Below are 21,992 nucleotides of genomic sequence, written 5' to 3'. Positions count from 1 at the left end.
TTAAAGTTTAATTTTAGTGTTAAAAGACTAAAAACCATATACATAAAACGGAAAAAGGCAATTGTATAAATTGCCTTTTAATTGTAAATTTTTCTTTTTGTACCCAGTACCAGAATCGAACTGGTACATCTTTCGATACTAGAGTTTGAGTCTAGCGCGTCTACCAATTCCGCCAACTGGGCTTGTTTTAAATCGGTGTGCAAATATATAAACTTTTTTTAATGTTCAAAAGCTTTTTGAGAGAAAAATTTTAGAATTCTATTTCCAAACCATCGTAAGCCAGATGCATTCCTTCCGGAAGATCCTTATCTTCAATATCATGCAGTCCCAGATGGTGGCTGATGTGGGTTAAAAATAATTTTTTAGGCTGAAGCTCTTTAAACAGGGCGATAACGTCCGGAAGAACAAAATGTGCAGGATGCGGATCAAATTTCCTGATGCAGTTTAAAACCAGCACATCCAGATTCTGTAATTTTTCTTTTTCCGTGTCGGAAATAAAATTGGCATCGGTGATATAGGCAAGATTTTTAAACTTATATCCGAATACGGTAATCTCATAGTGAATCACTTCAATCGGAGTAATCTCCGTATCTAAAACCTGGAACGGTTTATTTTCAATTTCATGAAGATCAAAAGCCGGAGCTCCTGGATACCTTACGTCAGCAAAGGCGTAAGGAAAACGTTTTTTGATCTCATGTCCAACCCTTTTGTAGCAATAGAGCGGCATGTTTTTTCCGCTTTTAAAAATCAAAGGGCGCATATCATCAAGCCCGATCACATGGTCATTGTGTTCGTGCGTTAGAAGTGCAATATCTACGCTGTTTTCGTGATTGAGAAGCATCTGCTCTCTGAAATCCGGTCCGCAGTCGATCAGTATTTTTCTACTTTCCTCTGTAGTAATCATTACTGAGGAGCGGAAACGTTTGTCTTTGGGATTTTCGGAAGTACATACTTCACATGTACAGCCTATAACGGGTACACCTTGGGAAGTACCAGTTCCTAAAAATTTCAACTTCATTTTCTTTTGAGGTTGGTTTAATTTTGGTAAATTTACGAAAAATTTTACGTCCTAATGTATCAGAAACTAACTCCTAAACAAAAAGCATTAACAATTAATCTAGATCCTACTATTTATGGTACTTTCGCGGAAATTGGAGCAGGGCAGGAGACTGTTCGTCACTTTTTTAGAGCAGGAGGGGCTTCCGGTACAATTGCTAAGGCGATGTCTGCTTACGACAAAGATTTTAGTGATGCCATCTACGGGAAAGAGGTGAAAAACAGATATGTTACCCAAAACCGACTCCGTAAAATGCTTCGTTATGAAGTGGCACTGATTGAAGAGAGGATTTCAAGAGAAAACAATCCCAACAGAAAGTTTTTCTCTTATGCGAATACCGTAACAACGATTAATTTCGACAAAACGCTCAAAGGCCACGGCTGGGTAGGAATCCGTTTTCAGACCAAAGAAAATGAAAATTACAATGAGATCGTTATCCACGTAAAATTTAATGAGAATGATGCTACTTTACAGCAGGAAACTTTAGGGAATCTTGGGGTAAATCTGATCTTTGGAGCTTTCCATTATTACGACAATCCAAGAAATTTAATCGAATCTTTATACGATGATATCGCAAAAGACGGTCTTGAAATTGATATGATCGACTTCAGCGGCCCTGCTTTTGACTATGTAGACAATCGACTGATGTCTCTGCAGCTTGTGAAAAACGGAATGACGGATGCGGTGATCTTCAATTCTCAGGGAAGCAATATGCTTCCTGCTGATGTGCTGTACAAGAAGAATATTTTTGCGGTAAGAGGAAGTTTCAGACCGGTAACCAAAGTGAACATTGATATGCTTAAGAACGGTCTTGAGATGTTTCAAAAGGACGCCATCTGTACCCATGAAGAAACAGAAGTTCTGATCGAGATTACGATTTCCAACCTTAGGGCAGACGGAGATATTGACGAAAGAGACTTTATGGACAGGGTAGATATCCTGGGAAGACTTGGCTATACCGTTATTATTTCGAACTTCTCAGAATACTACAGACTGATCGATTATTTTGCTTCTTACACAACCGGAGATATTGGTGTTGCCATGGGAGTAAATAACCTGTTGATGGTATTTGATGAAAAGTACTACAAAGATCTTTCCGGAGGAATTCTTGAGGCATTCGGAAAATTCTTCAGAAACGGAATGAGAGTGTATCTTTACCCTTACAAAGATCCTGAAACTCATGAATTACTGGATTCTTCCAATCTTAAAGTGGAAGAAAATCTGAAAGAACTTTATAAATACTTTAAACACAACAACCGTATTGTTGATATAACCAATCATAATCCGGAGTTTCTGGAAATTTATTCAAGAGAAATACTAAGAAAAATTGCATGTTGCATTAAAGGATGGGAAAACCAGGTTCCTGAAGGTGTTGCAGAAATGATAAAAGAGCGTGGAATGTTCGGCTATAAAGAAGAACTTTCCTTCAAACAATTCTCCTAAAAAACAAAATAAAATGTCAGAATTAAAGAAAAGACTTTCTTCCATTCTAGAAAGCCCAAAACATAATACAGAAGAAAAACTTCAGAAAGTATGTCACCTGTTGGATCAGGAAATTTCTTATTTCAACTGGACAGGATTCTACTTTAAAAATGGAGATAAAGATGAGTTGAAATTAGGACCTTACGTAGGAGCTCCTACCGATCATACCATCATTCCTTACGGAAAAGGAATCTGTGGTCAGGTTGCCGTTTCCAATGAGACATTCGTAGTTCCGGATGTTCATCAGGAAAGTAATTATTTAAGCTGTTCTATTGATACCAAAGCAGAAATTGTAGTTCCGATCTTTAAAGATGGACAGAATGTCGGGCAGATCGATATTGATTCCCATACGGTAGATCCCTTTAAAGCGGAAGACCGTGAACTTTTGGAATGGGTTTGTAATGAAGTTTCCAAGATTTTGTAATTGGAATTTCAGTAGACATAAAAAATATCAGCTCCGATCTTAAGATTGGGGCTTTTTTTTGTTCAAACGTATAGATTTTGGGGGATTGATAGAAGATGAAGTCATAAGTATACTTAACTGCTGAAGGGAATATCAAGTCTCCAACTTTACTATTATTCATGTATGAAATTCGCAGTTTTTCAATCATGTAAATGTACTTATACAGAAGGATTTTAACCTAAAATGAACTTAAGTGTACAAACGTGATATCTTTTTGGATTGAAAAAATCAAATTTCCATCAGGTGTATCTCTGCCAGTAATTCTTTAAAGTAGTTCTCGCACTTTGCGATATGGGTACCATACCATGAAAATGCCTCTCCATCTACGATCATGATCTTTTTATCAGGATAAGACAACTTCATTTCCTCAATATGTTTTTCTTTAAAAGGGAAGGGTTCGGAAGAAAGCATAATAACATCTGCATCAGCAAGATCTTCCATCTGAATTTGAGGATAACGGGTTTTATCTTTAAAAATATTTTCAAATCCTATTTCAGACAGGATCTTATGAATAAAAGTGTCAGAACCGATGGTCATATAAGGATTCTTCCAGATGAGGTAAGCGGTTTTTACCGGAAAAGACAGTTTAGCCTGTTCCAGAACATCATAAATCTTGAGATTGAACTGTTGTGCTCTTTCTTCCTTGTTAAACAGATTTCCGAGCGTTTTAAGAAGGTAGTAATTGTCTTCAATGTTTTCAACATTGGTCAAGAGGACTTTAAAATCTTCCATTAATGCTTCCACCTGTTCTTTGACGTTTTCCTCTTTGTTGGCGAGAATGAGATCCGGTTTCATTGCCCTGATCTTATCAATATTGATATTCTTTGTACCGCCAATAACCGGGACGTTTTTTATTTTGTCTTCGGGATGGATACAGAATTTAGTTCTTCCGATAATTTCATTTTCAGTGAGGCCAAGGTCAAATAATGCTTCTGTGATAGAGGGGACTAGAGAAATAACTTTCATAGGCTAAATTTAATAATATAAGGATATATATTTCAATGTCAGTATGAAAATATATCATCTTTTTTTAGCCAAATGGAATTTTTCCCGAAGATTGGTTAATGGTTTTTCATAAAACTTATAGATTAAAATAGAAAGCAGAATAGTAAGTGCCCAATATAAAAAATAGGAAACAGGTAGTATAATATTGTAATTCTTTGTAAAATAGGTCCAGGGAATATTGCCTAAAATAAAACCTGCAACCAAAGTCAGATGAATCAGATACATGGAATAGGAAAGTAGACTTATTATGGTAATCAATTTTCCGATTTTATACTTTGTTTTCTTTAGACTGGAAAGGAAAGGAAGTAGCAGTAATGTGGCAAAAGATGTCAGGCTATATTCTAAAACAATCCTATAGAAACGATTGAAATCAGATATTTCTGTGAATGAAAATTTTTGATATAAGAAAATGAAAATGCCTGAAATAAATAATGGAAAAGGAGCTGCACTCCAATACCTGGGATAATAGTAATGAATGCAGGCAGCTATAACACCGAATACGATGCTGTCTAATCTGAAAATTACCTCATGACCAAATGTTGCTGCTTTATCGAGATCATTGCTGGCATAAATATCGTATTTCAAAAGACTTACAGATAGCAATACAATAAGAACGGTAACTAGAACAGCTATCTTAGCTTTCACTTTAAAAATGATGCTCGTGAAAAAAATTAAAAAAGGAATCAGTAAATAAAACCATTCTTCCACACTTAAACTCCAGGATTCAGGGAAATAGGGAGGGGTAGGATAAAATAGATTCTGACAGAAAATGTAATAAGGAGCGATGATTGAAAAGGTAAATGAAGGATACTGGATATAGCAGAGCATGGCAATAATTGATAAAACCAAAAAATAAGTGGGTACAGTTCGGAACCACCTCCTTATCCAAAAATCCAACAGCAGAGAAAAGCTGGGTTTATTATTTTCTATTTGCTTAATTAAAATATTGCCTATTAAAAAGCCACTTAAAACAAAAAAAATAGTAACACCATCAAAAGTGATATATTCATGAAATTCAGTGATTTTTTTTGGAAACATATTACGGCCATGGCTGATAATAACTGTTGTTATTGCAAAGAATCTTAATAAATCCAGACCGAAAATCCTGTTTTGGCTTAATTCTGCGTTAAATAAGGAATAAAAATCATCAAGTGTGATTCTATTTAAAAATGTTTTCAAGATTTGTGTTTGTAGAGGGTTAATAAATTTTCCACAAATGAAATGAAATTATTTTAAATAGAATGGTGTGTTTTTTTTTAAATATAATGTTTTATGTGATTATTGGTCTTATTTTAAATTAATATAACGAATAATATTAATCGATTCTCTGGTTGTAATGTGAATTATTTGCCCGCGAAATAATTATAGTAGTTTTCCTGTCAGGAAAAGTCCTGCCACGGAAAAGTAAATAATAAGACCGGTAACATCTACCAGAGTAGCTACAAATGGAGCAGAAGAAGTAGCAGGGTCAAGGTTGAGCCTTTTTAGAATAAAAGGAACCATAGATCCGGAAAGTGTTCCCCAAAGAACGATCATAACGAGGGAAACCCCGACGCTTAGGCCTACATAAGGCCAGTACATTCCATAATTGAAGAAACCTGCTTCATGCCAGACCATAATTCTTAAGAAACCAATAACTCCAAGAATGCTGCCGAGAGCAAGTCCGGTAAAGATTTCCTTTTTCATGACATACCACCAGTCTTTAAGACCAATTTCCTGAAGGGCCATAGCCCTGATTATAAGGGTTGCAGCCTGAGAACCTGAGTTTCCTCCACTGGAAATAATAAGAGGTACAAATAAAGCAAGAACTACGGCTTTTTGAATCTCATCTTCGAAATACCCCATCGCAGAAGCGGTCAGCATTTCTGAGAAGAAAAGAATGATCAGCCAGGTTCCTCTCTTTTTGATCATTTCAAGTAAAGAAGTCTGTGTATAAGGATCATCTAATGCTTCCAATCCCCCGAATTTCTGAATATCTTCTGTATTCTGCTGTTCGATCTGGTCGAGGATGTCATCAATGGTTACAATACCTACCAGAACACCTGCTTCTGTGATAATAGGAAGGGCAGTTCTGTCATATTTTTCGAAATAGGTTACCGCATCTTCTTTTGAAGTCACGGTTGTTATTGCCACGAAATGATTATCGGTCATGTCTGAAATCAAAGTATCCTCTTCGGCCAAAAGAAGACTTCCAAGGGCAATATCATCAATCAGACGGTTTCTTTCATCCACCACATAAAGGTGGTTCATCGTTTCCACTCTCTTTCCTACCTTTTTGATCTGCTGAAGACACCTTTTTACGGTCCATTCTTTACGGATCTGTATATAGTAAGGCGTCATCAGACGCGCAATAGAATCAGAATTGTAGCCCAGAAGCTTCAGTGCAATCCTTCTTTCCTGTGGATTAAGATGATTGATGGAATACTTGATCAGCTCATCAGGAAAGTCCTCAAAAAGAGCTGTTCTGTCATCCGGTGTCATGCCGTTTAGGATCTCAGAAACTTCTTCGCTTCCGATACTTCTAATGGTATCCTCCTGGAAATCAGGGTCAAGATGGGAGAAAACTTCCGCTTTGTATTCTTTCGGAACTTTTAAAAACGCCAGAAGCCTCTCGTCAGCAGGAAGGCTGCTAAGAGTTTCGGCAATATCGGCGGGATTAAAGATAAGTTCGTCTCTGGAATTCAAAACGTGAATTTTTTGGATATGCAAAAATAATTCAAAAATTTAAGACTAAAAAAGAAACCGTCACAATTAAGAATTAATTAAAGTATAAACCAGGCTGTAGAGCCTCTGACATAGAAAAACATCTGCCGGAGCAGATGTTAAAAAATTAAATTTAAAATTCATAAATACCTATATTATTCTAGAATAGGTCCGCACATAGGATAAAACAGGGAAGGCCTGCACATGCCTCCTTCACAGCATTCCTGGTAGCCGCACTCAGGGTGATCATGACATTTTCTGATCGGTCCGCCACCGTTGATTTTCTGCTGCTCTTTTCTTGTAAGTTTCTTAAGGTTTTTCATATCAATAGTTTAATATTAATAAAAATCTGTTTATTCCATACAAATGTGTTCCATACAGGCACCCTGGCAGCAGTAACCTATAAAACATGGTCTGGTTTCACTGCATTTGTTGATCGCTCCACCATTGATCTGTTTTTGCTGCTTTCTGTTGAGCTTCTTAATATTTTTCATATCAATCAGTTTAGGTATTAAATAAAAGATCCTTAATTTTCAATACATGCATATGGACTGCAGGTTCCATCACAACACCATCCGATAGTGCATGGTCTGGTTGCACTGCATCTCCTGAAATCCCCTCCGTTAATTTTTCTTTGCTGCTCTCTGTTGAGCTTCTTTAAATTTTTCATATTAATAAGTTTTAATTTGTCATACTAAAATAGTAAAAAATATTTAATTATTCACCATGTGATGAAAATATTTAACTAACAGTCAGTATGTTCGGAGTATTTTTCAGTTTTATAAAAAAAAGACACCTGCCTAAACAAGTGTCAAATATATTTCAAGATTAAAAAAAAATTATACTTCCGGACATGGACTGTAAACGCATGTATTCTGACAGCATGCTCCACCCGGACATTCGAATGAGTAGTTGCACTTTTTAAACCATGGACCATTTCCAAGGATTTCTTTCTGACCATTTCTGCTTAGCTTTTTTAAATTTGAATTTTTCATATGATTTAGATTTAATATATATCTAAATTAAAGAAAAACAGTAGGTTATTGAATATTTAGGGGCGGTTTGCCTGGTAAAGTCTATGAATGGATCAAAAACATATGAAAAAGTGAATAACGTATTGTTATCGGCAAATGGTCCCAATAGAAAATAACTGACCATCGACCATCAGATCTGAACTGAGAGAATTCATATCTGAAAATAAAGATTGGGAGTGAATAATAGATGTTCCGGCACATATCAATTGACTATCGACTTGTGAAGCAGAATTGACTATTCCCTTTTAAAGTTCAGCGCCAGCAAAAGATTTAAGTTTCCTCAGCTTTTTCAGAATACCCTTTATTGCACCGTCTGTTCCTATTTTAATAGAGTTCTCAGTAGAACCTAAAAGGCGCATATTTTTGCGGTACGTATCATAATCTGATTCGGTGACAAGATTTCCTTCGGCATCAAAGAGCTTCATGCTTACCACCACCTGGTTGGAAAACACATACTTTCCGATTCCTACTTTGAAATACCTTACCTTGGGAACAACGGCAAAATCAGCATCATTATTAACACAATAATCAGTAATGGTCCGTTTTTCTATACTGTCAAAAGGAATCTGCACTTCAGCTCTGAGAATTTTATTTTTTCTTCCGCTAAAATTATCAGAAACCGCACTGAAAAAAGCAAGGTTGGTGGGTTCTTTAATTTCTTCAATATCAGGTTCAACCTCAGGATTGAAGTATAGGATTTTTTTTACTTTATGGTCTGTATTTTTCTGTGCTTTCACCGAAATAACACCTACAAGTAAAAAAGTGCTGACTGCTGTAAAGAATATAATTTTTCTCATTTGTAATTCGTATGCAAAATTACTGCCTTTTCATTGGATGACATACAATTTATTAAGAAATTTTTAACATTTTTTTCTATCAATTTTGATACATGAAATCAATAATGTTTTGCTGAATTGAAAAATAGTTGTAATTTTGCACCCGTTACATAATAATCATTAAACAATATTGGAATGTACTTAACAACAGAAAAAAAGCAGGAAATTTTCTCAAAACATGGAAAATCTGCAACAGACACAGGAAGTGCTGAAGGACAAATCGCTCTTTTCACTTTCAGAATCAATCACTTATCTCAACACCTAAAGGCTAACCGTCACGATTTCAACACAGAGAGATCTCTAGTGAAATTGGTAGGTAAGAGAAAAAGTTTACTAGATTACCTTAAAAACAAAGATATCGCAAGATATAGAGCAATTATTGCTGAACTAGGTTTAAGAAAATAATCTACAAAGATTTTCAAATAAAAGCAACTTCGAAAGAGGTTGCTTTTTTTGTTTATTATTTCCTGTCTTTTCCAATTCTCCCAAGATGCGTATTCTGAAAACTATCCGGATATTTGAGTCCGTACCCCAATATTCTGTCAAATGCTGAATGTGAAAACAAAATGGCTCCTGCCATCTGCAAGTAAGGTAGAGTTAGTGCGCTTCCGGCAAGATAGATAACAACCGCCAGTCCAAGATGATGAAACAGATTGTAGAAAAAAGCCCCTGTTTTATTATTGACAGCATATCCAAGCATAGAAATGTCAGGTGTTAAAAAAAGTCCTGCAAACCACCACCATGAAAGCTCTGTACGGTTAAATGCCAAGATTCCCAGCACCAAAAAGGCAAAATATTCCAGTTTTAATTGAAGCTTCATAAAAATAATAATCTTACTTAAGGCAAAAACTAAGTCTTAAATATAACAAAAAAGTGAGATGCTTTTTCAAACATCCCACTTTATATTATTGATTAAAAAGAATCTGTTCTTGGAAAAAACTTCTTTTAGTTTACTTTTATGCAGGTTTTAGTGCCCTGATTTAGATTCAGTACTTTCTACATGTCCTAAATACTTAGTGCAGTAAGCACCAAAGATAAGAATCACCAGATAACAGAATACAGGAATAATAAAAGAATGCTGTACGCCAAACTGATCTGCAAGAAATCCCTGGAAAATAGGAACGATAGCACCTCCCAGAATAGCCATAACCACCAGAGAAGATCCCTGACTGGTATACTTGCCTAAACCTGAGATGGCCAAAGTATAGATATTGGAGAACATGATGGAGTTAAAGATTCCGATTCCTAAAATGCTGTACATCGCCAGTTCACCATGATTCACCATTGCAGAGATAAGAAGCAGAACATTGATGGCTGCAAAAATCGATAAAGTCCTTGCAGGAGCTGCCTTACCGATAAAGAATGCTACAAAATTAAGTATGATGAAGACAATGAAAAAGCTGATCTGTGAAAAGCTCAGATCTACAATACTGAAAATAACAAGGAAAACAGCAGCAGCAGCCCCCAGCATATAAAGCGCTTTTTTGCCCTGACTTAATGATTGGTTTAAAGATATCGCTCCCAGAAAACGTCCGATCATAGCACCACCCCAATAAAGGGAAAGGTAATTTTTACTGATGATCTCATTGAAGCCCATAATCTGAGGCTGCTCTAAAAAGCTGATGATGAAACTTCCTACAGCAACTTCTCCACCTACATAGCAGAACATGGCAAAAACTCCGAATTTCAAATGGCTGAACTGAAGAGCTCCCCAGCCTGTAACAATCTCTTCTTCCTGAGTTTGGAAGGAAGGTAGTTTTACTCTTGAAATTAATAAGGCAACCAATAAAAGGATACCTGCAAAAATCAGATAGGGAATTCTGGTAGCAACTGCACTGAAAGAGCCGTCCGGGGCCGAGAAAAATTCAAAGATCAGATGTCCTCCAAGTACCGGAGCAATCGTTGTTCCGAAGGCGTTGAATGCCTGAGTCATATTCAGACGGCTGGAAGCTGATTCTTCACTGCCCAGTAATGATACATAAGCATTGGCCGTAATCTGAAGGACCGTAAAACCCAGTCCCAGAATAAACAAAGCCCCTAAAAATAACGGATAATAAGAAAAGGTTGCTGCCGGATAAAATAAGACACAGCCAAAAGCTGCGAGAAAAATACCAAACACAATTCCCTTTTTATAACCGGCCTTATTAATAGGGTCTCCCTTTGATATAGAGATCAGAAAATAAATAAGTGAACCGATAAAATACGCCCCGAAAAAACAGAACTGTACCAGCATGGATTCGAAAAAGGTAAGCTTGAAAAGTTGTTTCAGATAGGGGATCAGAATATCATTCATACAGGTGATGAATCCCCACATAAAAAAGAGCAGGGTGATCGTGATTAATGGGATCGTATAGTTTCTGCTCTGTGTTTTCACTTCTTTATTGATCATAAACATTTATTTATTTGAAAAGAATTGTTAAGCTCTTTCAGTTGTTTTATCTGCTGCATATAGTTTGAGAAGCGTGGCAAATAGAAGGCAGTAGCCTGTTTTTCTGCAACTTTTCAAGTATTTATTGTTGTAAATAAGGCGTCTTTAGAAATGTAAAAACATTATTTACTTTTTTTGAGACAATAATACGAAAATGGCTTGATTCTTTAATCAGTTTTCTTTGGAAAAATTCTTTTTATTGAGAGAATGTGATGAATAAGTTAAACATTCTGTGAGTAATTCATACAACTTTCCTGAAATATACGGGTAAAATCTTACCATGAAATTTGCTATTTCTGAGACTGAAAATTTAATATTTCATTATTATACATTACCTTTGCACACGAAAATTTAAAGAGTTTAAATATTAATTCATACTCAATACGGAGTATCAAGACGACAAATTTATGAGTGTACCTCAAGCGTTTACAGAAACGATTACTCTTGCAGACGGCAGAGAAATCACAATTGAAACGGGGAAGTTAGCCAAGCAGGCTGATGGATCTGTGGTAGTTAAAATGGGTGGAACAATGCTTTTAGCAACTGTTGTAGCCAATAGAGAAGCAAATCCTGGTGTAGATTTTTTACCATTAACAGTAGATTATAGAGAAAAGTTCTATGCAGGTGGAAGAATTCCTGGAAATTTCTTCCGTAGAGAAGCAAGACCGTCCGATCAGGAAATTTTAACAATGCGTTTGGTAGACAGAGTTCTACGTCCGCTTTTCCCTGAAGATTTTCATGCTGAAGTTCAGGTAATGATCTCTTTAATATCTTACGACGGAATTTCTATTCCTGATGATTTAGCTGGTTTAGCGGCTTCTGCTGCGATTGCTATTACTGATATTCCTTTCAACGGACCAATGTCTGAAGTAAGAGTAGCAAGATTTGATGGCAAACTTTGCGTTAACCCAAGCTATGAAGATCTTAAAGTTTCAGAATTGGATATCATGGTTGGAGCTACTAAAGACTCCATCGTAATGGTAGAAGGGGAGATGAAGGAAATTTCTGAGCAGGAAATGCTGGAAGCAATTATCTTCGGTCATGCTGAAATTAAAAAACAAATCGAAGCTCAGGAAAGATTAGCTGAAAAAGTAGGAAAATCTTTACCAAAGAGAGAATATTCTCACGAAAATCACGACGAAGCTATTCGTGAAAAAGTTTGGAAAGAAACTTACGATAAAGTATACGAAGTAGCAAGAACTCCATCTGGTAAAGATGAGAGAGGAGAAAAATTCAAAGCGGTACGTGAAGAATTTTTAGCTCAGTATGTTGATAACGCAGAAGAATTGGAAAGAGTAACGCCATTCGTAAAAGTATATTATCATGATGTAGAGAAAGAAGCAATGCGTCAGATGATCCTTGAAGACAATATCCGTCTTGATGGCCGTGATCCTCAAACGATCCGTCCGATCTGGTCAGAAATTGACTACCTTCCGGGAGCTCACGGTTCTGCTGTGTTTACAAGAGGTGAAACTCAGTCTCTTACTGCAGTAACATTAGGATCTGTAAAAGATGCTAATATGGTAGACAGCGTTATCTCTCAACACGACGAGAAATTCTTCCTACACTATAACTTCCCTCCATTCTCAACAGGTGAAGCAAGACCTTTAAGAGGAACTTCAAGAAGAGAGGTAGGACATGGAAACTTAGCTCAAAGAGCATTACAGGCAGTTATTCCTGCAGAAAATCCTTACACCATCAGAATTGTTTCTGATATCCTTGAATCAAACGGTTCGTCTTCAATGGCAACAGTTTGTGCAGGAACATTGGCGTTAATGGATGCAGGGGTACAGATTACAAAACCGGTTTCCGGGATTGCAATGGGTCTGATCACAGATACAAAATCAGGTAAATTCACGGTGCTTTCTGATATCTTGGGAGATGAAGATCACCTTGGAGATATGGACTTTAAAGTAACAGGTACTGCAGACGGTATCACAGCTTGTCAGATGGATATCAAAATCCAGGGACTTTCTATGGATATCATGGAAAAAGCTTTGATGCAGGCAAGAGACGGAAGATTACATATCTTAAACAAAATCACGGAAACTATTTCCGAGCCAAGAGCAGATGTGAAGCCACACGCTCCGAAAATGGTAGTAATGGAGATCTCAAAAGACTTCATTGGTGCTGTAATCGGACCTGGAGGAAAAATCATTCAGCAAATGCAGAAAGATACAGATACGGTTATCGCTATTGAAGAAGTAGGAGAAATCGGACGTATCGAAATTGCAGGAAAAGACAGAGAGAAGATCAACGCTGCTATTGCGAAGATCAATGAAATCACTTTCGTTCCTGTAGTAGGAGAAGTGTACAACGGTAAAGTAGTGAAAGTAATGGATTTCGGAGCTTTCGTGGCCATCGCGAAAGGTACTGAAGGACTTCTTCATATCTCTGAAATCGAATGGGCTCGTCTTGACAAAGTTCCTTATGCAGAAGGTGATGAAGTAGAAGTGAAGTTCATGGGTTACGATGACCGTAAGAAAATGAAACTTTCAAGAAAAGTTCTTTTACCAAGACCTGCAAGACCTGAGTCTAAACCAAGACCTGAAGGGCAGGACAGACCTCAAGGTGACAGAAGACCAGAAAGACAGGACAGACCGGAAGGTGAAAGAAGACCTGAAGGGCAAGCTCCGAGAGAGAATCAGAATCCTTCATCTGAAGCTTAAGATTTAAATCTTATATATAAATGAAATCCCTCAATTTGAGGGATTTTTTTTGGTCATCATGAGATCCTTAGTGTTTGGGAAGATGTAAAGTTTAGCTTGATAAAATTGTTATAATCAATTTTAGAAAGGCGGCTATAGGGTTTTAAATAACTTATCAACCTGTTTTCTCGCAGCTGTATCAGGACATACTTTATAAAATTCATTAAGGAGATCCAGAGAAGACGGTTTCTTGGGATAATGATTGTTCTCAAGGAAATTTTTCAATGCTTTATTCACTTTTTCTTCTCCAAGCAATTCACTTAATTTAACCATAGCCACGGCTCCTTTTGAATAGGCGATATGGGGAGAATCACCCGTTGCCCTATAAACAGGTACGTCTTCAGAGAGTCCCTTCTCGTTGTCATAAATTTGCTGATGCACCTTTATTCTTTCCTTCATTTTTTCGTAGCCGTGCATTTTTTTGTAAAGCATCATTTCCGTATACATGGCCAGGGTTTCTGTAAGCATTACATTGCCCTCCCTATCATCCGGATCGATCTGACTGTTTCCCCACCATAAATGGGAAAGTTCATGTCCCGCGAGTTCATTAATCACGTCCTGTTCCTTATCCGCATGAATATTGGCGTGAAAAACCATGTCCTCCGGCATAAAAATCACAGAAGGATAAGCGGTGGCTGCAAATCCTTTGGTGAAAGATGAAATTTCAGCAAAATTTACCGTTTTAAAAGGATATTTTCCAAAATTATTAATGCAGTAATCTAAAGTGATTTTTGCATTTTCAAGGAGATGGTTGACGTTTTCGAAGTGCTTTTCGTGATAGAAGATATTCACTTCAATACCTTTATATAAAAAACTTTTCATCTGATAATCTGCTGATGAGACCGCAAACCGGAATGGAATGCTTTGAGCCTTATACTGAAAATAATTCCGTCCGGATTTTGCCCATTTTTTGACCAGATCTCCTGTACCTATAGGAGTTTGTCTGGCTTCTGTGGAAACGGTCATGTCTAAATTCACAAAATCCTTTTTAAAGACTTCCGGAGCTTCCGGCTTTTTGAGAGGTAAACGTTTTCCGAGCTGATGTTGTTCTCTTTGCTTTTCATCCTCAACTTCTTCGTCTTTCTGATATCCGATCACCGGATAATACCTGCTGATACGCATAAAAGATCCGTTTTCTATAATAGCGTTGAAGGATTGATGTCCGTTAACAGGGTACCATTTGTAAGAAAGTTTAAAATCAAAATAGGCGCTTTCACCAGATAGCAGAGGTTCCCTTAATTTAACTTCCGATGTATTTTCATTAAGTCTTATTTTTTCGGAACCTGCTGTAAAAACAGAGGATTTTACTGTGAGATCAGGATTAAAATGAACAAGGATTTTGTGAACAGGTTGATCTGTAAAATTGGTCAGGACATATTTTCCTGTGATTTGATAAGAGTTTTCCGAAGGATATAATTGCACCTCAGTGATGACCTCAGTAATGTCCGGTTGAGGCAGGGTCTCATATTTCTTAAAATCCTTTTCATACTGCACCGCTGCCGTGAGCTCTTTTTCTTCATTTTCCGGCATATATCCTTTCATGAATAATCTTCCTGCCCAAATTCCTGAAATGAGTAAAAGCAGGCTAAAGAGAAACGGGATAAGATGAAACTTTTTCGTTTTGACGATCCGATTCATCATCCATAGAAAAGAAATCAGTCCGGTTCCGAATAAAAGTCTTTCGGTAAAAGCTTTTACATAGGCACCATATCCACTGAAATCACTGTAACTGCCTTTGAAATCAGAAAATATTCTGAATAAAGGATAAGGAATGATCTTACCCGAAGCCGGACCTGCCAGCAGAAATACAGCAAGAATCGAAACACCTAAAGCAACAAATTTATTTCGGATATTGTTATTAATGAGCAGGATCAATCCAGAGAACAGAATCAATGGAAAAGTGTTGAAAAGAAAAACTCCCAGATAAGCATTCCAATCTATATGAAAATACCGATACATAGCCTGAAATCCAATTCCCTGCAAGATTAAAATTCCGGTAAAAAAGATCAGCAAAATACAGATAGAAATAAAGTGCCCTGACATTTTGCTTTTTGAAAAGAAGGTACTGTCCTCAATCAGAGAAAAGCCTGAGGACAAGCTTCTCCAATACAGATCATTCATGAAATAGGCAACAAGAAGAAGTCCAAAAAGAGTAAAGTTTTCTGAAATAGTCATTGCCATGAGACCTGAGCCTGCGTATTTCTGCGGAAGACGGATGCCTTTTTCAATTTCTGCATACATTTCCATTCCAACGAAAAAAAGCAGTAGAATAGAAACTGCTGGAATGCTGATACTTCTGAAAAGGTAAAGCAGATCAATTCTTGCATAAGAGACTACAGATTTGAAAGCATTTTTTTTACCAAAGTTGACCATTGAGATCGTGTAGGTAAGTGATGGCGTGTCTTGTCTTTCTTGATTAATGATTGCTTTTTTTGCTTTTTGTTTTGAAAGAGATGAAAAAGAAAATAACCGATAGGTAATGAATAGAAATATACCGGCTGTAACTGTAAAAAGAAGTCTGTTAAGAAGTATATATCTGGTAAAAGGGATCAACAAAGTATTTTTCTGATGCGCTGAAAATGTTCTGGCCTCAAAGAAAAAGGATGATAATCCGAACGGATCTATAACCGCGGAAATCTGCTGGGTTTCTATGGATTGGGGTAAACTTCCTGCCATAAAAGGAGAATTGGAAAAGACTAAAATGACCATATAGAGAACATAAAGCAATAATCCTCCTACTACTGTCAAGAGCTTTTTCTTCGATATTAAGGAAATTAGAAAAAGAAAAGCGCATACAAAAAAACAGTTGATGACTCCAAAAATAAACATCGGGTAAAGGTAGGATCCAATATGGAACTCCTTCTGCATTTCGCTTCCTGTCCGTGTGAGCTGTCCTGCAAGGAAACCAGCCATTAAAAAGAAGAAGCTAAGGAAAGTCTGTAAAAAAAAATTGCTGAATTTTCCACTGAGATAAGTCCATTTAGAAAATGGAAAAGAAAACAGGACGAGATCAAATTTTGCATCCTGATCTTTAAAAAGCAATTGAACAGCGTAAATAACAGCAGTAAATATGATGGAAAGACTAAGCATTCCGGTCATAAACCCAATAGTATAGGGGGAATTGAGATAGATGCTTTCACCGGCAGTTAGATTGAACTGACTGCCGCAAAAAATACCCATGCCCGCTAAGATCATAGCTATAAGGTAAGCTGGCCAGTGCTTGATACTGCGTTTGGCTTCGAATAGAAATATGGCGTTCATGATTAGATTTTTTGAGTGAGTGTACGGAAATATACATGTTCCAAAAGAGGGCTTACAGCTTCAAAATCTGTGGGTTGTACTTCTGAAAATACGGTAATGTGAAGCTCTCTTTCGATCAGCTGACGGCTGATAATTTCGTGACTGGAAAGATAATTTTCCAGTTCGCTTTTATCGATAGGTTTTGACCAGATCCGGTCTTTCAGTTCTGAAATCAATTCTGCAGGTTTCCCCTGCCTCAAGATTTCCCCTTTGTTCATAACGGCCATTTTGGAGCATAGATTTCTGACATCTTCTACGAGATGGGTTGAAAGGATCACAATCACCTCTTTGCTGATATCATTCAGAAGAGAATTGAAGCGGTTGCGTTCTTCAGGATCAAGACCAGCAGTTGGTTCGTCTACAATAATAATCTCAGGATTTCCCAACAGCGCCTGAGCCACACCAAAGCGCTGTTTCATCCCTCCTGAAAAAGTATGAACTTCTCTTTTTCTGAAATCCGAAAGATTGACTTTTTCAAGCAGGTTCAGGATCTGACCTTTACGTTCGTTACGGTCTGTAATTCCTTTTAGTACTGCGATATGTTCCAGTAGATCATACGCCGAAACTTTAGGGTAAACTCCAAAATCCTGTGGAAGAAACCCGAGGTTCTTTTTGATAAAATCAGGATCTTTGGAAACATCCGTTCCATTAAAAATAATATGTCCGGACGTAGGTTTCTGCAATCCCACTATAGTTTTCATTAAAGAAGATTTTCCGGCACCATTGGGGCCCAGCAAACCGAACATTCCGTTGCTGATGTCAAGCGATATATCTTTAACCGCCTGATAGCCATTTTTGTAGATAAGGCTGAGATTGTTGATAGATAAGGTATTCATATGATAAGGTTTGGGTAATACGAGGGCAGGGCAGACCTTTATGGTTGCTTAAAAAGTGTTGGATTTTGGATATCAGATATCAGACGTCAGAAAAAGATTTGAGCCTGAAACAACGACCGTAATTTATAACTGTCTATGAGAGATTAATTGGGATTTATAAATTAGAGAAGACTAAAAATTCATCAAGTTGAAATGCTTATTCTCTAAACTCAAGAATATCTCCCGGCTGGCATTCCAGAATTCTACAGATGGCTTCCAGGGTATCGAAACGAACCCCTTTTGCCTTGCCTGTCTTAAGAATGGAAAGATTAACAGGTGTGATTCCTAATTTTTCTGCCAGTTCTTTACTCTGCATTTTACGCTTGGCTAGCATGACATCTAAGTTGACTATGATCGGCATTATATAAATAGGTCTTGTTCGTTTTGCAAATGTAGTCCTTGCTTAAAGATATTTGCAAGAAACAGACAGAAAATTCCAAGCATGAAATGGATAAAAACCAATCCCCAGATAATACTTTCCACTTCCACAAAGAAACTGGCCGTGATCACTACTGGCAGCGGAACGAAAATATTATACATGTAAAATCTCTTAAGCTGAAGTATATTTTCTTTTATAAATAGTTTTGACTGAAAAAATACTTTGAAAACCTTTGCAGAAAGCCAGAAAAAAATTCCATATAAAAATAAAACCATTAAAAATGAAAAGATAATATAGGGATAATTACGTTCAATATTCAGAAAGGGCTGTTCCGCAAAAGGATAATTGATATGAAGGTAAAGATTATTCTTATAGGGAGTCACCGAAAAGTCGGTAATGAGACAGAAGACAGAGTAAACAAAAGTAATGAGATATCCTGCGGATACTATACAGCACAGATAGTACAGAATCTTCGAAATAATTTTAGTCTGGTTCATGGCAATCAGTATTTAACTATTGCAAATGTATAATTAATTATCGTAAAACAATAATTATTTTAAATAAAATTATATTTTTAAAATGAGATTATATGAAATAATAGTGAGAAAATACTGCTTTAATCGTAGCTTTTAATTAATTTTAATGGAGAAAAAAATTAGATCATGGCTTACAGTATTGAACTTGCAGACAGGGTCCGTGAATGGCTTTCAACAGTAGATCATATTGAGGTGGTGGAAAAGAAAATGTTCGGCGGATTAGCATTTCTGGTGAACGGGAAAATGTGTATCAACATCAGCCATGATAATCTGATGTGCCGCTATAACCCGGAACTTGAGGATGAGGTATCAGAAAAGAAAGGTTTTCTACCCATGATTATGAGGGGAAAACAACTTAAGGAGTATTGCTATGTAGAGCCGGTAGGTTTTCAGAGGCCTGATGATTTTGAGTTTTGGATGGAAATTTGCCTGGATTATAATAAAATTGCGAAAGCTTCCAAAAAGTGAGTTTTTGTGGGAGAGGAGTGCTATTGCTCCCACAGTGTATAACTCATAATGTATGATTTTTCACATAGAGAATCTCTCTGATCTCTATTAAAATTTTTGTTGTTTTTTCCATGTCAGGGAAGTCAGGAAGAAGAGATGCTGAATGATGGTATTCAATAGACCGGATAAGATCTTCTGCTTTTTCCATGACGGTTTCATAGGATTGGTTACCTGATTTGATATCAAGCAGCTCATCCCGGTTTTCTACACGAATTCGCAGCGTATTGTTTTTAAAAACAGATTCGCATGACTGCAGCAACCGGATGGTGTGCATCATATTTTTGCTGTCGTAATTCTGGCCATGCTCCTGATTGACGTTGTAGCGGTCTTCATTGCGTTCCGAAACCCATTTCCAGTATTCCCTATAATCTTTACAGTAGGTAGAATAAGCATTCAGATTGCAGTAAAGGTATGCCGCTGCTTTTTCATCTTTGGGAACAGACGAGACTGAAACCTGATTGGCCTCTTCGTGCTGAATAATTCCTTTATAGCTTAATACTCCGGATTCATCATAAAACAGCGCGTACATTCCATTGGTATTCCCGATATTGGTAAGTCCGCATTTTTCCTGAATCTTTTCATTTTCATAGAGCCATTTTTTCACAGGAACGGATCCATGTCCTTCAAGAATATAACAGAAATCAAGAATAGATTTTCTTTCTTTATCGATTGGATTAAGAATCTTTTTGTTAAGTCCTTTGGCTTTTTTAATCTGTGAAACCGCATATCCTGCAAAAGTATCTTTACATAATTTTGATAAGAAATCTTCGGGACGAAGCAAATCCATAAGCTGACTTTTCTGCAGGATACATTCTTCCGGGCTTGCCAGTATTTCCAATATATTGGGATTGTTTTTCTGCAGAAGCTCTACGAATCTTCCGATCTCATAATACGTGATGTCATTGGTTTCATTGGAGATCTGTGGGATATAATTCAGTCCGAAAAAATCTTCTTTTGGCAGATAATAAACTCCCCGGATATCTGTATCCGAGTTTTCCGTTGCCAATCCGAAAGCACGGCTTCCTGATATGGCTTCAAAGAGGATGAGGTTCTTGTTTTTTAAATCTTGGATAGTCATTTTTTTAAGAAAGTTCAAAACCTTCGTATTTTAATTTTTGAGAAATATTCTTGAAATATCTGTTGTCTTTTTTGAATTAAAAATAATATCTAAAGTATCCCGTTCCTGAGGGGTGTATTCAAAATCAAAAATGCTTTCCGTATTTAATTGTGAGATAATATTTTCCACAGAAATTCCATTCTCAAAATCTTCAGTAGGAATCATGATTTTCCCAAGTCTTTTTGATTCTTTTGTGCCTGTATATCTGCTTGAAGTCCAGATATATATGTTTTTTATTTCATAAATATCTCCTTCTATACAAGAGCAAAATTTTATCTCGTTATTGGGTGTACACATAATCATTTAATCTAAAAAATAAGGTATGAATTAATTTATAAGAATTCCATGAATTTTTCTGCGGTTCTGTTATTTGCTTTGTAGAATATTGTCCAAAAATAATCTGTAATTCTCTCTTATCGGTAGCTCTTTTTCCAGATAAAGTTCATTCCTCACGCATTCCGAAATGATCTCGGTTAAGGGGTTAAATCCTTGCTTGACGGCTTCTTTGGAATACATTCCGACGCCCCTTTTCTGCCACAGCGGAAGATTATTATAATTAATTCCCAATTGAAAAAGCAATTCATTTTTATCAGATTGCGGCATCTTTTCAATTTTTGAAGCTGCCTGTTTGGCTGTGAAATTATTCTTTATCAAAGTCCAGTAGCAATAGGCAGAAAGAGAATTTCTGTGAGAATCCTCCTGTCTCCAACAGAAATAATCCAGGATCATATCGTGGTTGGGAATCGCGATCGTTCTACAGTCGAAAACACAGATCTGCTGAAACTGCAAACTGAAAAAAGCACTTGCCTCCCCGGCCAGAACAGAGTTGAATTTTCGTACTTTTCTGCTGAATACATTTTCATCCTTGTGGATCAATAGTGAAATTTCGTCACTCTGCGTATAGCCGTAAATAACTCTAAAACCTACGGTAAAAAGATGCTCCATTGTTGCCGTCATAGCTAAATGAAATCTTTCATCAAAAGGTTTTTCAAGATTCAGCTTTTCTTTAGTTAATTTTGTAAATCCTTTTCCATCTAATCTTACGAGGATAAAATTTTCCGGGAGAATATACTGCTCGGATAGAGCTTCATTTTTTCTCATTAAGCCTTCAATTTCTTCAAACTTCATAGGGGGTGATTATAAATTCATTATCGACCATGTTCACAGTGTGGATATGGTCAAAACCTTCCTCATAGAAAGGTTTGGCCAATTCCTTGTATTTTGTTTTTATACCGATTTCACTAATGGTATCCTTGCGGTTTTTATTTCTTTCCAGGCAATCTTTGAGATGGCTATCAAAATAATATCCGATGATTTCGTAATTATTTTGCCGGGCCAGCTCAATGTATTTTTTCCTTTCTTCTTTCGTCACATTTGTATTGTCGATAACCATTTGTGATTGGGTCTCAAAACAGTATCGAAGGAGTTTTCCCTCTTTGTTTCTTGTATTAAGAAGATCCATGCTGATCCTGATATGGGAATTGAAAAAAAGCTCCTTGTAAAAAGAACTTTTTCCGCTGGCAGGAATCCCGATGAAAATAAGCATTTGCATATATGTTACA

The 21,992-nt window shown here is 36.7% G+C and carries 24 protein-coding genes and 1 tRNA gene; 5 read left to right on the top strand and 20 right to left on the bottom strand.

What is annotated here, in order from left to right; all coding sequences use genetic code 11:
• Positions 1-100: 100 nt before the first annotated feature.
• Positions 101-182: transfer RNA gene (locus IW16_RS05855), tRNA-Leu, on the bottom strand.
• A 68-nt stretch (positions 183-250) separates the two neighbouring features.
• Entirely contained in the window at positions 251-1,018 is a 768-nt protein-coding gene (locus tag IW16_RS05850) for an MBL fold metallo-hydrolase (RefSeq protein WP_034740919.1), read from the bottom strand.
• A gap of 54 nt (positions 1,019-1,072) precedes the next feature.
• Between IW16_RS05850 and IW16_RS05845 the strand changes: the two genes are divergently transcribed.
• Together IW16_RS05845 and IW16_RS05840 are read left to right on the top strand one after the other, a co-directional pair.
• The gene (locus tag IW16_RS05845) at positions 1,073-2,500 is read left to right on the top strand and encodes a nicotinate-nucleotide adenylyltransferase (protein ID WP_034740916.1); all 1,428 of its coding nucleotides are present in this window, start codon (positions 1,073-1,075) and stop codon (positions 2,498-2,500) included.
• Positions 2,501-2,513: 13 nt separating this feature from the next.
• Entirely contained in the window at positions 2,514-2,963 is a 450-nt protein-coding gene (locus IW16_RS05840) for a GAF domain-containing protein (protein ID WP_034740913.1), read from the top strand.
• A 267-nt stretch (positions 2,964-3,230) separates the two neighbouring features.
• On the opposite strand, the gene IW16_RS05835 is transcribed toward IW16_RS05840, so the two are convergent.
• The 8 genes from IW16_RS05835 to IW16_RS05820 all read right to left on the bottom strand — a co-directional run bounded on the left by IW16_RS05835 (position 3,231) and on the right by IW16_RS05820 (position 8,541).
• On the bottom strand, positions 3,231-3,968 hold the full coding sequence (locus IW16_RS05835) for an ABC transporter substrate-binding protein (protein WP_034740909.1): 738 nt from the start codon (positions 3,966-3,968) through the stop codon (positions 3,231-3,233).
• Between the two features lie 54 nt (positions 3,969-4,022).
• A complete protein-coding gene (locus IW16_RS05830; RefSeq protein WP_034740906.1) occupies positions 4,023-5,186 on the bottom strand; it encodes an acyltransferase family protein in 1,164 nt (387 codons plus the stop codon).
• 183 nt (positions 5,187-5,369) lie between these two features.
• Complete coding sequence (gene mgtE / locus IW16_RS05825; protein ID WP_034740902.1) at positions 5,370-6,692, bottom strand: magnesium transporter; 1,323 nt, start codon at positions 6,690-6,692, stop codon at positions 5,370-5,372.
• Positions 6,693-6,865: 173 nt separating this feature from the next.
• A complete protein-coding gene (locus IW16_RS26550) occupies positions 6,866-7,033 on the bottom strand; it encodes a bacteriocin-like protein (protein WP_165571963.1) in 168 nt (55 codons plus the stop codon).
• 30 nt (positions 7,034-7,063) lie between these two features.
• Positions 7,064-7,204: a bacteriocin-like protein gene (locus tag IW16_RS26545; RefSeq protein WP_165571962.1), complete on the bottom strand. Its 141-nt coding sequence runs from the start codon at positions 7,202-7,204 to the stop codon at positions 7,064-7,066.
• Positions 7,205-7,236: 32 nt separating this feature from the next.
• The gene (locus tag IW16_RS27270) at positions 7,237-7,380 is read right to left on the bottom strand and encodes a bacteriocin-like protein (protein ID WP_449390379.1); all 144 of its coding nucleotides are present in this window, start codon (positions 7,378-7,380) and stop codon (positions 7,237-7,239) included.
• Between the two features lie 169 nt (positions 7,381-7,549).
• Entirely contained in the window at positions 7,550-7,705 is a 156-nt protein-coding gene (locus IW16_RS26540; RefSeq protein WP_165571961.1) for a hypothetical protein, read from the bottom strand.
• Positions 7,706-7,989: 284 nt separating this feature from the next.
• Positions 7,990-8,541: a hypothetical protein gene (locus IW16_RS05820; protein WP_034740899.1), complete on the bottom strand. Its 552-nt coding sequence runs from the start codon at positions 8,539-8,541 to the stop codon at positions 7,990-7,992.
• Positions 8,542-8,715: 174 nt separating this feature from the next.
• Here IW16_RS05820 and rpsO point away from each other — a divergent pair, with 174 nt between their 5' ends.
• A complete protein-coding gene (gene rpsO / locus IW16_RS05815) occupies positions 8,716-8,985 on the top strand; it encodes a 30S ribosomal protein S15 (RefSeq protein WP_034726714.1) in 270 nt (89 codons plus the stop codon).
• Positions 8,986-9,040: 55 nt separating this feature from the next.
• Here rpsO and IW16_RS05810 read toward each other — a convergent pair whose 3' ends face one another.
• Positions 9,041-9,400, bottom strand: a complete 360-nt coding sequence (locus tag IW16_RS05810; protein WP_034740896.1) for a DUF4260 domain-containing protein — start codon at positions 9,398-9,400, stop codon at positions 9,041-9,043.
• A gap of 147 nt (positions 9,401-9,547) precedes the next feature.
• Positions 9,548-10,969, bottom strand: coding sequence for a sugar MFS transporter (locus tag IW16_RS05805; RefSeq protein ID WP_034740893.1), 1,422 nt, complete (start codon positions 10,967-10,969; stop codon positions 9,548-9,550).
• A 446-nt stretch (positions 10,970-11,415) separates the two neighbouring features.
• On the opposite strand from IW16_RS05805, the gene IW16_RS05800 reads away from it, so the two are divergent.
• Positions 11,416-13,677, top strand: a complete 2,262-nt coding sequence (locus tag IW16_RS05800) for a polyribonucleotide nucleotidyltransferase (RefSeq protein WP_034740890.1) — start codon at positions 11,416-11,418, stop codon at positions 13,675-13,677.
• Between the two features lie 132 nt (positions 13,678-13,809).
• On the opposite strand, the gene IW16_RS05795 is transcribed toward IW16_RS05800, so the two are convergent.
• The 4 genes from IW16_RS05795 to IW16_RS05780 form a co-directional block, all read right to left on the bottom strand.
• On the bottom strand, positions 13,810-16,977 hold the full coding sequence (locus tag IW16_RS05795) for a M1 family aminopeptidase (protein WP_034740888.1): 3,168 nt from the start codon (positions 16,975-16,977) through the stop codon (positions 13,810-13,812).
• Between the two features lie 2 nt (positions 16,978-16,979).
• Positions 16,980-17,852, bottom strand: coding sequence for an ABC transporter ATP-binding protein (locus IW16_RS05790; RefSeq protein WP_034740885.1), 873 nt, complete (start codon positions 17,850-17,852; stop codon positions 16,980-16,982).
• A 196-nt stretch (positions 17,853-18,048) separates the two neighbouring features.
• Positions 18,049-18,252: a helix-turn-helix domain-containing protein gene (locus IW16_RS05785; RefSeq protein WP_034740883.1), complete on the bottom strand. Its 204-nt coding sequence runs from the start codon at positions 18,250-18,252 to the stop codon at positions 18,049-18,051.
• A complete protein-coding gene (locus IW16_RS05780) occupies positions 18,252-18,767 on the bottom strand; it encodes a DUF2975 domain-containing protein (protein ID WP_034740878.1) in 516 nt (171 codons plus the stop codon). The genes IW16_RS05785 and IW16_RS05780 overlap by 1 nt, the downstream gene beginning before the upstream one ends.
• Before the next feature lie 165 nt (positions 18,768-18,932).
• Between IW16_RS05780 and IW16_RS05775 the strand changes: the two genes are divergently transcribed.
• Positions 18,933-19,274: a TfoX/Sxy family protein gene (locus IW16_RS05775; protein WP_034740875.1), complete on the top strand. Its 342-nt coding sequence runs from the start codon at positions 18,933-18,935 to the stop codon at positions 19,272-19,274.
• A gap of 43 nt (positions 19,275-19,317) precedes the next feature.
• Here IW16_RS05775 and IW16_RS05770 read toward each other — a convergent pair whose 3' ends face one another.
• The 4 genes from IW16_RS05770 to IW16_RS05755 form a co-directional block, all read right to left on the bottom strand.
• Complete coding sequence (locus IW16_RS05770; RefSeq protein ID WP_034740872.1) at positions 19,318-20,391, bottom strand: nucleotidyltransferase domain-containing protein; 1,074 nt, start codon at positions 20,389-20,391, stop codon at positions 19,318-19,320.
• A gap of 30 nt (positions 20,392-20,421) precedes the next feature.
• Complete coding sequence (locus IW16_RS26535) at positions 20,422-20,595, bottom strand: hypothetical protein (RefSeq protein ID WP_165571960.1); 174 nt, start codon at positions 20,593-20,595, stop codon at positions 20,422-20,424.
• Between the two features lie 201 nt (positions 20,596-20,796).
• The gene (locus tag IW16_RS05760; RefSeq protein ID WP_034740868.1) at positions 20,797-21,558 is read right to left on the bottom strand and encodes a tRNA(His) guanylyltransferase Thg1 family protein; all 762 of its coding nucleotides are present in this window, start codon (positions 21,556-21,558) and stop codon (positions 20,797-20,799) included.
• Positions 21,548-21,976, bottom strand: coding sequence for an AAA family ATPase (locus IW16_RS05755; protein WP_228376912.1), 429 nt, complete (start codon positions 21,974-21,976; stop codon positions 21,548-21,550). The genes IW16_RS05760 and IW16_RS05755 overlap by 11 nt, the downstream gene beginning before the upstream one ends.
• Positions 21,977-21,992: the final 16 nt, after the last annotated feature.

Source organism: Chryseobacterium vrystaatense (genome assembly GCF_000737765.1).
GTDB lineage: Bacteria > Bacteroidota > Bacteroidia > Flavobacteriales > Weeksellaceae > Chryseobacterium > Chryseobacterium vrystaatense.
Note: the sequence above shows the minus strand (reverse complement) of the source record. Positions and strands in the feature narration are given on the sequence as shown.